This is a genomic window from Pelagicoccus albus (genome assembly GCF_014230145.1).
GTDB lineage: Bacteria > Verrucomicrobiota > Verrucomicrobiia > Opitutales > Opitutaceae > Pelagicoccus > Pelagicoccus albus.
The window spans coordinates 37,148-52,154 of sequence record NZ_JACHVC010000008.1; the positions used below are offsets into that span (position 1 = coordinate 37,148).

The following is a 15,007-nucleotide window of genomic DNA, read 5'->3' on the forward strand; positions in this document are numbered from 1 at the left end:
TCGAAACGCCCCTTTCCCGAGGGGCGTTTTTTTCGGGAGACTTGTGATGTCTATTCTTCTCCGACCTGCCAGGTCGGTTCCAGAAGTGTGGTATGTGGGTTTTCGGGACTCCCAGTCATGTTGAGTTGGATCCGGCTTATAACTGTGTCAGCAGCGACGGCACCGACTGCGAGTCCAGGTTCTTTCACTCCGGTGAGATCGGAACGATTTTCGACGTTGAGACTAACGAAATTGAAATGCTCCTTCTCTGAGAGACCTGCATCGTTGAGCCACATGAGTACAAGGTTGGTTGCCAGAACAGTGCAACCGGGGTGAGCGGCGACCCACTCGACAGCTTCGTTTGGATCTTGGGTTATAATGGGCGATTTGTAGTTCCTTTTCCTAAAACTTTCATAGAGGTAATAGGCGCTCCACGCATGTTGCACATTGCGGTCATGCTTTTCAGGTAAGATGAGTCTCACTGGTGGATGTGGATCGGATTTGATCTTCTCCATAGCAAGGTGGATGGAGGCGTGGAAGTTGGTTAGGACCCGATCGAGTCGAGGACTGTGGAAAGATTGGCTAATCATAACCACGGAGAGTTCCTCAAGTGGGAGTTCAGGAAAATTGAGGGCGTCCTCTTTGGGGCCCACTATTATCCCTGGGATCTTGCGGGATTTTATGATTTTTGCGAACCGCGCGTCGTTCATGCCTGGTTCTCGTATCCACAATGGCTCGAGTCGATAACCATGCCTTGCCGCCTGTTTGGTCGCTCCGATTAGGTTTAGGTGCGGAGTGCTGCCAGTTGGCCAGGGGAGGGGGCGCGTTCCCGATACGAGATAGAGTAAGCCAGTGTGTAGGGGCGGCTCCTTTGTTTGGCGAAGGTGTGTCATCAAGGTGGATACAAGGGGATTGGGTCTGTATCCCAGCTCGCGAGCTGCTGCTTGTATATCTTCGCGTCGAGCGGCCGAAATCTTGGGATCATTTCGCAGGGCCATCGACACTGTAGCTCGAGTAACGCCCACTTTATCGGCTATGGTTTGGAGAGTAATGGCCACTGACTAACTTGTTGAAGCAAGGAGGTTTAACGAGTTAAGGAAAAACTCTTTCCCGCTGCTGTCAAAGTCAGATGGGGCCCTCGTATTTCCTCAGTGCGTGATCTGCGGAAAAAGTCACCAGATTTTCGCAAAAGGTAACTTCAAAATTTTCGAGATCTGGGGATTATATACTACACCTCATCCGCTAAGAGCTAGTTAGCGACTCTAGTGTTTTGCTTACAATGAATCGAGGACTTATAGTGGATTATGAGTGTAAGCTGATGAATTCCTTGAACGGAATCGTCGGTTCAGCCGAGTTGTTGAAAGTCAGTGGGGAGAGCTCTCCATTGACGCGACAGCTGCTCGAAATCAACGGAGATTGTTCTCTTCAGCTATCGAAAGATCTAGCCGACTTTTTGACGTTTTTAAATAACGAATGTTGCGGCTGACATCGTTCCCGATGCAAGTGCCGCCCTCGTTTTAGGCTTTTTAGAGTCTGGCTGAGGGCTGCTTGCGGCTTGTCACGAGCCGAGAGAATTCAAGCATCCTGTCGCGGATATTGTACCCAAATTCCTAAAGGTAACGTCGTAGTCGATCTGGATTTGGATCCTTGCTTGTTCGCCTCCATTATCAGGTAGGTCTCGTATTTCTCATTTTTTCTTCGGAACTCACTTAGCCTAGGAAGAACTGGTCGATGGGCTCCTGAATTTCCTCTACGCTTCTCATCCCGATCTATTTGATGTGAAAACGTGGTCCGCGTAGTCGCCGCGGTATCAGGGAAGAGGACGGCGGCATGCAATCGCCTTTATCGCGAGAAGTTAGTTGGCTGTCGCCACGAATATCTTGAGACCTGGAATTTAGATCGAGAGCTTGCGTTTGCCTTTCGCTGGACCGGGCGAGGGGAACTGCCGCACATTGCGGTTCATGCAGTTATGTTGGAGGTCTCTTGCGGCTTTTGCAGCGAGTTGTTTTACTGCATCGTTTGAACTAACGACGCCATCGACGTCTCGGGTCGTAGGCTAGGAGTATGGCCGTTCTATCGTAAAGGCTTCGAGTAGTGAGCTCTTGTCTAGTCGTTTCACAATATTACTTATCGTAATTATTAAAAGGCTGTTTGTTGAGTCCCGAAATTCTCAGTTGTACAGTATCGGGATGAGGATGTAGCTGATCGAAAAAAGGGAGACTTGGATCGAAATTTTAGGGCAAAATATTGCCAAGTATTGCCAAAGAATTGAGTGAAATCCATGCGTATTCTTGCTATGTCTTTCAGTTCAGTGCAGAGTAAATAGATATAAGTAATTGAATATAAGTAAAATAAGAATGCGTCGATGAGTTTTTAATAAGTGAAAAAACTTATATGATCTGGGTTCGATTCCCGGTGGCCCTAAGCTGATGAGCTTGTGCTGATATGCTTCGGGTGGCGGATTCCGTCTTTGCCCGGTTGGCTTACTGTCAGAGACTAGGGCATTTTCGGCAGATCTCTTTATTTGATTCGCTACTGTAATGATAGGGAATGGACAGGCTGTCCCCCCTCGATCTGACCCTACTCGTATTTACACCCCATGAAGATACCCTCTTTTTTGCGCCTTGGATCTTGCTCTCTCGGAGTAGGGTTGGCCCTGACTCTATATGCGGACTCGACGATTTATCTGCCCGCCTTCCAAGTGGTGGGTCAAGAGACGTCGCTTCATGGAGAGGCTGTGAGCGCTTCGCAGGGCTATGTCGGATCGGATGATTTGGCCCTTCTCATGGCGGAGGGGGCGGGCGGCTTGCTTGAGTCGGTTCCGGGGATGATCGCCACTCAGCATAGCGGTACAGGTAAGGCCAATCAGTATTTTCTGCGTGGATTCAATCTCGACCATGGTACTGACTTTTTGGTGACGGTCGACGGAATGCCGATCAACATGGCCTCTCATGGACATGGACAAGGGTATGCTGACATGAATTTTCTGATACCTGAAATGGTATCTATGGTTTCCTACCTGAAGGGCCCTTATTACGCCATGGTCGGAGATTTTTCTTCTGCCGGTTCGGCGAGTATGAGTTTACGCAACGTTTTCGCTCAGGATTTCGCGGAGCTTGCTTTGGATGAATACGGTCAACAACGATTTGTCGCTGGAGTGTCGCGAGAGTTGGAAGCGGGGAATACTCTCTTCGCCATGGAGTTGGAAGACAACGACGGCCCTTGGGACCTTGACGAAAACTTGCAGAAGCGAAATGGAGTCTTTCGTTTTTCGAAGGAAGGGGCTGGGCAGCGCTTTTCACTGACTGCCATGGCCTACGATGCAAGTTGGGACGCAACGGATCAAATACCTGATAGGCTCGTTGAATCTGGAGAGATATCGGAATTTGGATACATAGATCCGACTGTAGGCGGTCGCTCCACGCGATACAGTCTTTCGGCGAATTGGCGTCTGGACGACAAGGATCAGCGAACCTTCGCATCCGTGTACGCGATTCACTATGACATGAACTTGTGGTCGAATTTTACCTACTTCCTAGAGGATCAGGAAAATGGAGACCAATTTGAGCAGGCGGACCGACGTCAGCTTTACGGATTCAATTTTGGAAAATCCTATTATCACGTAGAGCTCCTAGGAAAGCAGACGACCCACACGCTGAGCGTTTCCGGCCGTTGGGACGACATTGACCGTCTAGGTCTCTACGCAACTCGCGAGCGTGAACGTTTGTCGACAGTGCGTGAAGATGAGGTGGATGTTAAAATGGTTTCCGGAGCCTACGAAATGCGTGTCAATTGGACTCCTCGATTGCGTTCCCAGGTTGGTATCCGGTTTGATAATACGGATATATCCGTGCTTGGCGATCAGGTAGAAAACTCCGGAGACGCTGGCGATTCTATTGCCAGTCCTAAGGCAAATCTAGTCTACACCATGAACGACAATATGGAGTGGTACCTCAGCGCCGGCGAATCGTTTCACAGCAACGACGCTCGGGGCGCGGTGGTTGGGGTTGATCCTTTGGTGGCATCCCGCGGCCATGAGTTCGGATTTCGTTACCAGCTAGCCGGCAAGTTTAATTCGTCCGTGGCCTTCTGGAGTATGAATTTGGACTCCGAACTTCTGTATGTCGGGGACGCGGGCGGCACGGAGGCGTCGCTATCAAGTGAACGGAGCGGGGTGGATTGGACGACGTTTTTTGCTATCAGCGAACGTCTGAATGCGGATCTGGATTTTGCATGGAGCGATGGCTCTTTTGCGGAGGGACCTGCCGATCAGCGTTTCATTCCAGGCGTTGTTAAGAAGAAATGGGGTGGGGGCCTGTCTTATCGTTTGTCCGATGCGATGAGTCTTGGGCTAAGGTATCGCTTTTTTGGAGAACGGCCTCTGATCGAAGATGGTAGCGTCATGTCGGAGGCTTCGGAAAGCGTCTCCTTAAGGATTTCTGGCAAGCATGGGGACTGGGAGTGGATGGCCCAAGTATCCAATCTTTTCGACTCTCGTGATCCGGATATCAGCTATTATTACGAATCGCGTCTGCTTGGCGAGTTAGCCGAGGGAGTAGCGGATATCCATTCGCACGTGATGAAGCCCCGTCGCTTACAGGTGAGTTTGAAGCGTTTGTTTTAAGACGCTGGGGAGCCTTGGCTCTCTACTCTCAGATGGCGGGAAGGGGCGCCTGTTGAGAATCTAGGAACAAGACGAAGGGCGGGTACCATTTGCCTGCCTTGTCTCGGAAGGTGACTAGGACTCCAAAGCCCATATCTGGGAAACGATTGAGCATCGGGGCTTGGATTTCCAATGGCAAGTCCTCTGCGGATTCGTAGCTATAAAGGATTAAAACGTCGTCCTCACGCGAGAGCTTGCTAGAGGTGGATTTCAGTGGGAGAGCTCCGTTGTTGTCGACGAGGTGGATCAGCTCGGGCGCTGCTGCTAGGAATTTCTCTTCCCATTCCGAGAATTCTGCGGGTTCGAATAGAACTCCGTTTGAGGGTTCGGGATCGGTGGCAGCGGTGGCGGTTGAGCAGGCCATTTCCATTCTCACCTCTATCGTCTTTCGTTTCTGCTGGATCTCGAGAGTAATCTCAAACGAGTCATGGGCGATCAGAGAGGGAGCAGCAAAGAGCATCGCGGCGAGGCTGAGGGCTTTTTTCATGATGGGTAAAATGGGGTGTTTCTCTTCGGATTGTGGCTGGCTCTTGACCTTTAGTTCATCTGATGATCCTAGAGTCCAGTCTCGAGATTTCTTGCAGGATTGGGAGTCTTCGGGCGGCAAATGTCAGGCCTTTATGCTGCATTGAGAAAAAAATCACTTGTTTAAGTGATACCGTTAGCTGGCTTGTTGGATTATACTCCTCTGGTAGCTCGCCCCCACTTCTTCTAGTATCTTTACCCCTTACTGCTCTATGTTAGACTTATCCCCGAGATTCCCCCGATCTCCTTCCTCACCACGTATCTTGCTGGGTTTGCGAGCCTGGGATGAAAGAATTTACGAAGGCGTCAAGCGATTTGGATCCGACCACGGCTGGGTTCTCGATTGCCGCACTCGACATGCCGGCTGGTCGCGCGGCTTGAGTAGCTGGAACGGTGGAGGAGCTATAATCGATTTTGATTTGGAGCTCCTGAATGGCGGCTTCCGGAATTCGAGCAGTTTGAGCGCATTGCCTTGCGTGAACTTGAGAAGCGAGCGCAAGCGTGTGGGAATACCGGTAGTCGGTGCTGATCTTTGGCGGGTAGGGCAACTGGCAGCAGAGCACCTACTTTCCAAGGGGTACACATCGCTTGCCGCCTTGGGCGGAGCTAAAGGAGTTGGTTTCGAGGAGCTCTTCAGTGGATTTCGCGAAGCGGGAACGAACTCCGGGGTGCAAGTGCGGGAGGTCTCTTTGCAGAACTTGCCAGGTTTAGCAGAACGTTTGGGTGGCCCTTTGGGCCTTTTGGCTCCCGATGATCTGACTGCCTTGGCGGCCATGCAGGTTTGCCGTGAAAACGACCTGATTGTTCCGGACCAGGTTGGCGTCTTGGGAGTGGGGGATCGGGCTGCCTTTTGCGAATTCGCAGAAACGCCGGTGTCGAGCATCGACTGCGGAGCGGAGTCGATCGGTTACAAGGCAGCTGAGCGCCTTCACACGCTCATGAGTGGTGAGGCAGGGGAGCTTCAGGTCAAGATGGCTCCTCAGGGAATATCGGAGCGGAGCTCTACCCAGTTGGATCACGGCGGTTTTCGTGGGCTGGATCGATTTTCTTGCAACCGGTCTTCTATTTCTGAACGGGCCGCCTGCTAAGTCTCGATTTCACTCCTTATTACTCGACTCGGTAAGGCTGGATCGAGGAACAGGTTGACGTTTTTACTTGAGGGCCACGCCCTAGCTCGGGCAACATTTCCCGTTGCAGCGCAGCAGCGTGGCACTACGTCTGATGAGTTCTGACTTCCGAGACAATACCCCTAGTAAAAGCAAGTCGCCCAAGAAGGCCACCATCGCGGATTTAGTTGAGAAGACTGGTCTTTCGCTGGGCACTGTTAGTCGTGTTCTAAATAACAGAAGCAACGTTTCTGAAAAGACCCGTGAGATAGTGCTGAAGGCTGCTCGGGAGCTAAATTTGCGGCCTCAAGGTTCAGCGCGATCCAAGCAGATCGCTGTTTTGACCGATCCTCACAATCCGGATCGGATCGAGGGCTATACGGCCACCTTGACCTCTCATCTTGCTTATTTGTTAACCCGAAGGGGCCTCGGTATCGCTTTTCCCGCCAATCCGATCGATGAGCTGCCCCGCATGTTTTTGGACGGAGTGATTGCGATAAACTGCGTGTCCCATTTCAGCAGTTTTTTGTCAGAGCTGGAGAGTCGAATGCCAGTTGTCTACATCGACAAATTCGATGTAAACGACCGTCAGTATTGCGTACGTTCCGACCACTACGCGGCTGGTAAGATCGCAGCCGAGCATTTCTTTTCCCGGGGGAAGCGGAAACTGGCCTTCCTTGCCCAGGAAAGCCTGACTCAGCGGGAACGGCTGCGCGGCTTCGCAGATGCGGCTAGGGAGCAGGGCGTGTCTCTGGATCCAGATTGTGTAGCGGTATGTTCTTCCGATGGTCGTATGTCCGCCCTTGCCCGCATCGTGCGCTCAGGAGCGGAGGCCTTGTATGTGCCCGGGGCGAGCTTTGAAGTAATCGAAGCTCTCCACACTTTGACTTATCTGATGAGAGTGAAAGTGCCGGAGGATATTTCTGTCTTAGGAGGCGAAAACGAGGGGCTTTCCGAACTAATGAATCCTCCATTGAGCACAGTGGAGGAGCCTCTCTTAGATATGGCAGACGCCGCCGTTTCCCTGGTGGAGCAGTTGGTTAATGGACGGGACGTTGAAAATCGGATACAGAGTTTTCCGGTTCGCTTGATCGAACGGAATTCCGTCCGTAGCGGTTAGTGGTAAAGAGAGCCGAGCTGACAAGTAAATTGGATTAGGACTTACCCATGAAGTAGCGGGAAATGGCTTCCGCTCGGGAGTGAACTTCAAGTTTGCTGAAAATCCGTTTCAGGTGGGTATTTACTGTTGGGAGGCTGATGTGAAGGGTAGCGCCGATCTGCTTGTCGCTTTTTCCGAGCGCGACTTGCTCCATTACTTCTCTCTCTCGGGCGGACAGGTTTGCGGCGTAGCGTGGCTTTTCTCGGTTGAGATGGATGTTGTTGATGACTTTTCGCGCCACGGCACCGCTGAGTGGAGACTCTCCGGCGTGGGCGGCGTGGATCGCTTGGGTTATTTCGGAACGGGAAGAATCTTTGGTGAGGTATCCAATGGCTCCGGAGGACAAGGCGTCCAAGACGTTTTTGCTATCTTTGTAGAGGGAGAGCATGACAAATTGAGCATGTGGCAGCTTTGGCTGGAGCGTTTCTACGAGTTCTATGCCGCTTCCGTCGGGAAGGCGTATATCCATAAGCACTACGTCAGGATTTGCTTTGGGCAAGTCCTCCAAGGCACTTTGGACATTGCATGAAACTGAGATACAATTGAGCGCGGGATCGGAATCGATCGTTTGGCTCAGCTCTTCGCAAAGGTCGGAATTGTCTTCGACGATACTTACTTTAATCGACATGATTTGGATCTGAAATTTGATAGGTAATGGTAATTTGGGTACCGGTCTGAGGGTCGCTGTGGAAGTCTATTTTACCACCTATTTCTCTCATGCGTATTTGCATGTTGATTAGACCGTTCCTGCGTCTTTGTTGGTCTGCTGGAGCTGGAAGGCCGATTCCATCGTCCTTGAGTATACAGTTTAGAGTGGAGTCCTTATAGCTAAGCTCGACGGATATTTTCGTAGCGTTGGCGTGTTTGAGGGAATTGGTGAGCGCTTCTTTGGCTGCGAAAAATAGGTTGTGCTGGGCTTCTGGGGTGAGGGGGACCGAGGGGAGCGTCCCCGGGTCGCTAAGACGGCAATCGATGGTACTGCCCTTGAAGATCTCGGCGGCATATTGCTCGATGAGTTCGGCGAGCTCTTGAAGCGTACCTTCGCCGGGTTTAAAAAGCCAGACGATGGAGTGCACGTCGGCGTTTAGGCGGCGGGCTCGCTCGGCTAATTGGGCGAGGGATTTGGAGCGTTTGCTCTCCGGCTCTTCGGCGAGTCTGGAAGCAAAGAGCTGAAGGGCGCTGAGTCCGCCGCCGAGGTCGTCATGGAGGTCTCGAGCGATGCGGGCTCGCTCGCGTTCGAGGGCTTGGTCTTGCTCTAGTTTGGCAAGCTGGGCCTGCATGCGTCGCTGGGTCCATATCCAAATGAAAATCGCGACGAAGGCGATGGCGCCGGTAAGCCCTAGGACACGGAACCAGATCGTTTGCCACCATGGGGGGAGGACTTCAAAGGCAAGAGTTGTGGCGGGAGTTTTCCACCCGGCAGGGCTACCGGCTTGAAGCTCGAGACGGTATTCGCCCGGAGCTAGGCCTGAGTAGTGGAGGGTGTCTGTATAGCTGGCATCCTCCCACTCTTTTCCGGCTCCCAACAGTCGCTGGCGTATGTAGCTTCTAGAGAGGTTTGAAAGGTTTGGTGACGAAAACTCTATCCTGATACTATGCGGGCCGGCTGGAATCGTGTGCGCGTGAATGTCGGTAGCCACTGTATCTCCGTTTATGGATACAGAGTCTATCAGGACAACGGGGGACTCTGCTCTTTCGGGAAGTGCTTTCGGATCAAGGATTAGGACGCCTTTGGAGGTGGTGAACCAGAGCCGTCCATCGCGGTCCATTTGAGAGAATGGATGCGAGTTGACCAAAATAGAAAGGTCTAGATCCCGCGTAATACGGTTGAAGTTTTCAGGTATGGGAGCGGGCTGACCGGTAAGGACTTTTTCTCTTAGTTGCTCCAAGCGGAAGCGGTTGAGTCCCAGCCATATGTTTCCGTCTTGGTCGTCCAAGATCGATGGCACGCCCTTGTCTCGGTAGTTTGAATTATTTTGGAGCGAATGAACTGTGCCGTTCTCGAGAATCAGTGTATCGGTTATGGATGCGATCCATAGTCTTGATTCGCTGTCGAAATGCAGGTCGGGAATAGAGCTCTGCTGATGGATCAATTCTACCCGATCGTTCGTTACTCTGAATAGGAAACCGGTGTAGGTCCCAGCCCACATCTCGCCATCGTAGCTTTCCGCGAGGGATTGGATGGGTTTGCCGTCGTATCCGGCCCCATCGTCGAAGAATACAATTTCCCCGCCTTCTATATGTCCAAATGTGGCTGGTGTGTTTGAGTGTCCGAATCTTCCGAAGTTCGTAGCGAACCAGATTTTATTGTCGGACGATACGTGAAGGATATGGACGTTTTTAGGGACATCTTGGATTTTCTCAGCCACTTTGTATGGAAACGCTGATACGAATAGCCCCTGTTCGTTTCCTATCCAAAGCTGTTTCTCATGATCGATGGATACGGTGTTGGCGGCGAGTAGGCTATCCTGAAAAAGCGTATTGGTGCTTACTGGCTTGTCGTTCTGGATCCGATAAACTCCGCCGTCCCCGTTCGCTATCCATATGTTTTGGTCTGAGTCCTGATAGATGGAGGAGCTAATTTCCGAGCGAAGTCCCGAACTTCGATTTAGTAGCGTTGTGGAGCGCTTGGTCACCTTGCCCAATCCATTACCGTAGGATGCGGCCCAGATGTTGCCCGATTTGTCGAGCGTGAGATCGTTCACGAATGGGAAGTTTTCGGGTGCAGGCAGAAAGCGACCCTCTTCCCAATGGATCAGGCCGAGCTTGCCGGCTGCAATCCATATAGTGCCCCATTTGTCAGTGATGGCTTCATACAATTCTCCCGGGTTATCTTGCCACGGTACTTGATTGGAGAGCATCCGTAAGCGGGCGTCTTGGTAGGTGTAGAGGGCGTCCTCCGCGAAAAGCAGAATCTCTCCATTGGTTCCCTGCCCAATGAGAATCGGCTTCCCAAGGTCGATTTCCGGAGTCGACCATCTGTCATCTTTATAGATTCCGAAGCAGGAGGAAGTGTTGATCCAGCTGCCTCCGGAGGAGTCTTGAGCGAAGCTGGCGTTGATCTTTCTCTTCGGTGTCGTATCCGTCCCGAACCACTGGGAGTTTTGCGGTGTCCAGCGTAGGATGGACCCGCTTTCGGTGCTAATCCATAGTGACTCGTCAGCCGCATAGAACATTTCTCGTGGCTGCTCCGGTATGATTGTAGCAGAGGAAGCGTGTTCCTCAATCTGACCATCCTCCCTAAAGAGGATTCTCCCGCTGGTTGGTTGAAGCAAGAGCTTCCCTTGAGGGCTGGATACTAGAGTGCGGATGTTGTATCCGCGAGGCTGGTGCTGGGGCGGTATCTTGAATTCGCGATAATTTGTTCCGTCGAAACGGATCAATCCGCCCATGGTCGCGAGCCAAAGGTATCCGTCCGCATCTTGGCCGATCTGGTTGATTATCCTATTGGAAAGGCCATCTTTACCGCTCCAGGTTTGAAGCAGGTAGCTTTCACTCAGGGGCGTTGTCTCGGTAGCTAGGGATGGGGGGACGGATAAGGAGAACGCCAGGAAGCTGGTTAGAACGCACTTGAGGGCGAACGAAGCAAGTTTGGAGCGGCGGGGAGTCGTGATTCTTTCTCGTTTTGGATACACCTTGGAGTATAGGCTGCGGGTTGTTTCGAGAATGTTGGCAGCTTGGCTTTTGCCAAGCTACGAATGCTGCCGCTTCCACATTGTCCTATGATGAAGGAGGAGGCGTTGGCTTGAGACAAAAAAAGAGGCACCTCTTCGGAGGCGCCTCTTGAAATCGGTAAGTTTAGTTCGGGTCCTACATGTCGAAAGACATGGAGAGCATGAACTTTCTTGGATCGATGATACGGTAGCCGTATGGAGTTCCGTCGAAGTTCACTCCTACTACCTGTAGACCGCCGCCTTCGAAGGCGTTAACCACGTTGAGCTGAACCTTCATGTCGACCTTGCCGTCCATGATTGGGCGCTTGTGGGAGAGCCAGAAATCGTAGTAGGTCTGAGCAGGGGTGTAGATGGGACGAGTTGTATCGGAAATGTCGATATAGTCTGGTCCGTTGTTTCCACTAGCCTTGCCGTAGTAGCCGATGGATTTCTTGTCGAGCCAACGCATGCTGCCGCCAACGCTCCATCCCTTGTACTTGCCGTCGGAGAAACGGTAGTTGGTGGTGAGTGCGGCTTGGTACTTGCTTTGGTTGGTGATGACCTGCCCCTCTAGATCGGTAGCGAGTCGAACTTGTGGGACTAGGATGCTGTTGTAGTAAGCTTCCACAGTAGTGTTCACAGGGTTGGTCTCCCGGACTTGGGAGACGTAACCGAAGCTGCTCCAGAAGTTGGTCAGATCAACGTTTGTACCACCGTCAGTGGTGTAGGTTGCCAGTCCTTGATATTCTGGAAGAAGGTAGTCCGACGCGCTAGCGGATAGCCAGTTAGGCATGCGTGTGTCTGCCCACTCGGAGTATTCCTTCATGACGTTTGCGTAGACGGTTTCCTGCTCGGATCCGGTTAGCTTGAGCGTCCAGTTTGGAGTCGGATTGTATACGATTTCGACTTCGGTGCCCTTTGCGAAAACGGAGCGAGTCGCGCCAGTAGTGCCGAGGTCGCTGTAGTAGTCGTAAGGGAGTCCCCAGATTGCTTCGATGTCAGCTTCGAGCTGCTCTTCTTGAGCAGTCGAGAGGTTTGCTCCGAAGGTTTCAGTGTTTGTTGGGTCCTGGCCCCAGTTGATAAGAGCAATGGTGCGTGCCCAGTTGCGGTAGGTGCTCTGGTCGAGGTTGCTTGTGAAGCGAGAGAACACTGTTCCACCGCTGATTTGCTCGTTTTCGTTGGTCGATTCGTACTTGCTGATCTTGGCGAAGAGCTTGTTTTCGAACAGCGAGAATTGGATACCGTAGTCTTCACCTTCACCGCTTGGCTTTGGAAGCGCATTGCCGAATAGGTCTACGCGAGCCGATGTTGGCGGGTTGAAGGTTTCTGACTTGTTGTAGGTGAATCCGACTGTGTCTAGGAACTCGGCGAAGAGGTTACCACCCTTGGCGCGGGACTCGATGCCATCCCAACCTTGGAAGGGGCGAAGAACGATACCACCGGTGCTCGTTTGTTCGGAGATCGTTGTCCATGGGCGGTAACGATCCATGATGGCGTCTAGGTTTAGCAGCCCGTCAGTGTATTGTTCAGGACGGGTCAAGGCTTCCGCGAGTACGTTTCCGTCTGCGTCGGTGATTGTTCCTGAAGTAGTGCCACGATTCGAAACTTCGTCTTCGCGGATGCCGTAGGTGGCCACGATACGGTCTTCCCAGAAGTGGCTGGTGCCGCCGATGTTCCAAGTGCTGATCTTGGTTTGCTTGCTGCCGGTGTGCGCGGAGTGCGGGTTGAAGCTAGCGGTGTAGGACACTTCTTGCCAGGATTCCGCATCCCAGTTGTACACGTCCATGTCGCCGGTGAACTCGCGGTAGTTCCACTCGCCGCTACCAGTGTTGATCATGCCGTATTGGCTAGGATCGAGGTTTGGCGTGGTCAGGTAGAACGCGCGACGCGTAGTTGCTCCTTCATTACGGTAACCAGTTGGGTTCCCGTCAGCATCGTTGTTTGGATTCGCTAGGTAGCGAATCATGCCAGCTTCTTCTTCGCCGCTATCGATGTAGTTGAAGCGGAGGCGGTAGAAGTCTTGGGTTTCCTTTTCTTCGGAAACGAATCCGATGAATTGGTGACTTCCGAGCCAGCGGGTCCAGCCATCGTTTCCGGTGAAATCAGGCGTGTAGGCCAGGATCGCGCGGTACTGATCGTTGGTGAGCTCGTTCTGGAAGGCATCTGGGTCGAGATCTTGTACGTAGACGCCGCCTGCGTATGGGTTTACTTCCCCAGTTGGCAGATAGGAGTTGGTGTCGACGTAGAGAGTCGTAGCGTTTAGCTGAGAAACGGTATAGCTCGAGTAGGATTCGAACTCTTGACGGAACCAGCCTGCGGAGAAGAAGAGGTCTTCATTGATCTTTTGCTCGAACTCCAAATTCAGGGTGCGGGCATCCTCTTCACCGTAGTTCATCTGAAGGATATTCAGATTTTCCCAATCGTAGATGGATTGGTCGGTGACTCCTGGATACTTCCAGCTAGCGATATTTCCGCCGCGTGCAGAGTAGTCTGCTGAAGAGCTCCACTGCTGCTCGTAGACTGGGTAGTTGTTCGCGTTTGCGTAGATTTCATCGGAGGAAGGACCCCATGCCGCGTTAGCCGCTGGGTTTTCGTCGGTGCCGTATACAGTGCGGTAGCCTCCGGGTCTGGCCTGCACCCAATTTACTGTTTCTCCGTTAGCAATCTGCATCGTTGGGCGACTGTTGGTCCAACGCATGCCTGGTACCTGAAGAGCGGAACCGTTTTCGGCGAGTGCAGTCCAGCCGACGATCGAGCGACCGTTATAGGATGTTTGGCTGTCGTTCCAGAGGGACGCGTCGTAGTCGGACAAGCCCATGATGTAGGAGCGGACATCGTCGATGAGTGGACTGCCTGTTCTGGTGATGAATGGGCCTACCTGCTCGCCAGTTGTTGTATACGTCACCATCTGATCGATGGGGTTGTACATCGGCATACCTGCTTCGATCCACGGCGTAACGTAGTCGACTGGGGTAAGCGTATTAGGACGGCGATTGTCGTTGCTGTAGTCCTCAAAGCTGAAGTTGAACTTGGAGTCCTCGAACGGCTTGTAGGTGATAGATGCATACAAGCGCTTTGTGTCGTCGTAGGACGGCTTACGCTCGAACTCCTTGTCGTCCATTAGGAAGGCTGCCGCGAAGGCGAGCTTGTCCTCGACGAGTGACTTGTTGATCGAGTAGCTGACGCGTTTTGATCCGCGGTCGTCTAGTTTGATCTTAACCGATTGAGCATTTTCGTTCAGGATCGCAGAGGTGCGGCTCTGGTTGACAACGCCTGCTGGGCTTCCGGTACCGAACAACATCGAATTCGGTCCACGGCTGATTTCCACCGACTGAACATTGTAGGAGTCCAGAGGGATTTGGGCGATAGCGCGGTAGAAGTTGATAGACGCGGAAGGAGCGCCGAGGCCACGAACGGTGTTCGCAGTCGCGTTGGTCATGGCGATGCCGTTTGCGCCGCTGGCGAAACCAGCGTTCACGTCCGCTATACCGTCGCCACGAAGAACGCCGACTCCGGGAGTGTAGGTTGAAGAGCCTTCGGTACTGGCCTCGTAGCGGAAGATGTCGTTGAGGTCGGTTGAAGCGGTGTCTTCCATCTGTTGTTTGGTAACGATGGAGATTGATGCCGCGAGATCGCCTACGCTGGTGTTGAGTCGAGAACCTGCGAGGGTGTTGGTGGCGCGGTAGCCGATGTCGTCGTCTGAGGATTTAACCTCGAACGGGGATAGTTCGAAAACTTCCTCCTCCGAGTCCTCGCTCTGGGCGTAGATCGAGCTGCAGGAGCCGGCTATTGCGGCAGTGAGCAGCCATCGAACTATTTTGTATCTATTTCGATTCGATTTCATAGGTTTGATGTAGGTAGGGTTAGGCGTCCGCTGGGTGCGGCGCCTTATTTGGGTATGAGAAAATGGGTGTGGGTAGAG

The 15,007-nt window shown here is 52.4% G+C and carries 8 protein-coding genes; 3 read left to right on the top strand and 5 right to left on the bottom strand.

Annotation, left to right across the window (positions count from 1 at the left end):
• Positions 1–50: 50 nt before the first annotated feature.
• The gene (locus H5P27_RS08690) at positions 51–1,037 is read right to left on the bottom strand and encodes a LacI family DNA-binding transcriptional regulator (RefSeq protein WP_185660014.1); all 987 of its coding nucleotides are present in this window, start codon (positions 1,035–1,037) and stop codon (positions 51–53) included.
• Positions 1,038–2,578: 1,541 nt separating this feature from the next.
• Between H5P27_RS08690 and H5P27_RS08695 the strand changes: the two genes are divergently transcribed.
• Positions 2,579–4,603, top strand: coding sequence for a TonB-dependent receptor (locus H5P27_RS08695; RefSeq protein ID WP_185660015.1), 2,025 nt, complete (start codon positions 2,579–2,581; stop codon positions 4,601–4,603).
• 28 nt (positions 4,604–4,631) lie between these two features.
• Here the strand turns inward: H5P27_RS08695 and H5P27_RS08700 are convergent, their stop codons facing one another.
• A complete protein-coding gene (locus tag H5P27_RS08700) occupies positions 4,632–5,129 on the bottom strand; it encodes a hypothetical protein (protein WP_185660016.1) in 498 nt (165 codons plus the stop codon).
• Positions 5,130–5,379: 250 nt separating this feature from the next.
• Here H5P27_RS08700 and H5P27_RS08705 point away from each other — a divergent pair, with 250 nt between their 5' ends.
• Positions 5,380–6,255 (top strand): substrate-binding domain-containing protein, encoded by an 876-nt coding sequence (locus H5P27_RS08705; RefSeq protein WP_185660017.1) that lies wholly within the window; start codon positions 5,380–5,382, stop codon positions 6,253–6,255.
• 133 nt (positions 6,256–6,388) lie between these two features.
• Positions 6,389–7,393 carry a LacI family DNA-binding transcriptional regulator gene (locus tag H5P27_RS08710; protein WP_185660018.1) on the top strand — a complete coding sequence of 335 codons (1,005 nt, stop codon included), beginning with the start codon at positions 6,389–6,391 and terminating at the stop codon, positions 7,391–7,393.
• Between the two features lie 34 nt (positions 7,394–7,427).
• Here the strand turns inward: H5P27_RS08710 and H5P27_RS08715 are convergent, their stop codons facing one another.
• The 3 genes from H5P27_RS08715 to H5P27_RS08725 form a co-directional block, all read right to left on the bottom strand.
• Positions 7,428–8,060 carry a response regulator gene (locus tag H5P27_RS08715; RefSeq protein ID WP_185660019.1) on the bottom strand — a complete coding sequence of 211 codons (633 nt, stop codon included), beginning with the start codon at positions 8,058–8,060 and terminating at the stop codon, positions 7,428–7,430.
• Positions 8,050–11,067 (bottom strand): histidine kinase, encoded by a 3,018-nt coding sequence (locus H5P27_RS08720; RefSeq protein ID WP_185660020.1) that lies wholly within the window; start codon positions 11,065–11,067, stop codon positions 8,050–8,052. Before H5P27_RS08720 ends, H5P27_RS08715 begins: the two co-directional genes overlap by 11 nt.
• A 175-nt stretch (positions 11,068–11,242) precedes the next feature.
• A complete protein-coding gene (locus H5P27_RS08725; protein ID WP_185660021.1) occupies positions 11,243–14,929 on the bottom strand; it encodes a TonB-dependent receptor plug domain-containing protein in 3,687 nt (1,228 codons plus the stop codon).
• Between the last annotated feature and the right edge of the window lie 78 nt (positions 14,930–15,007).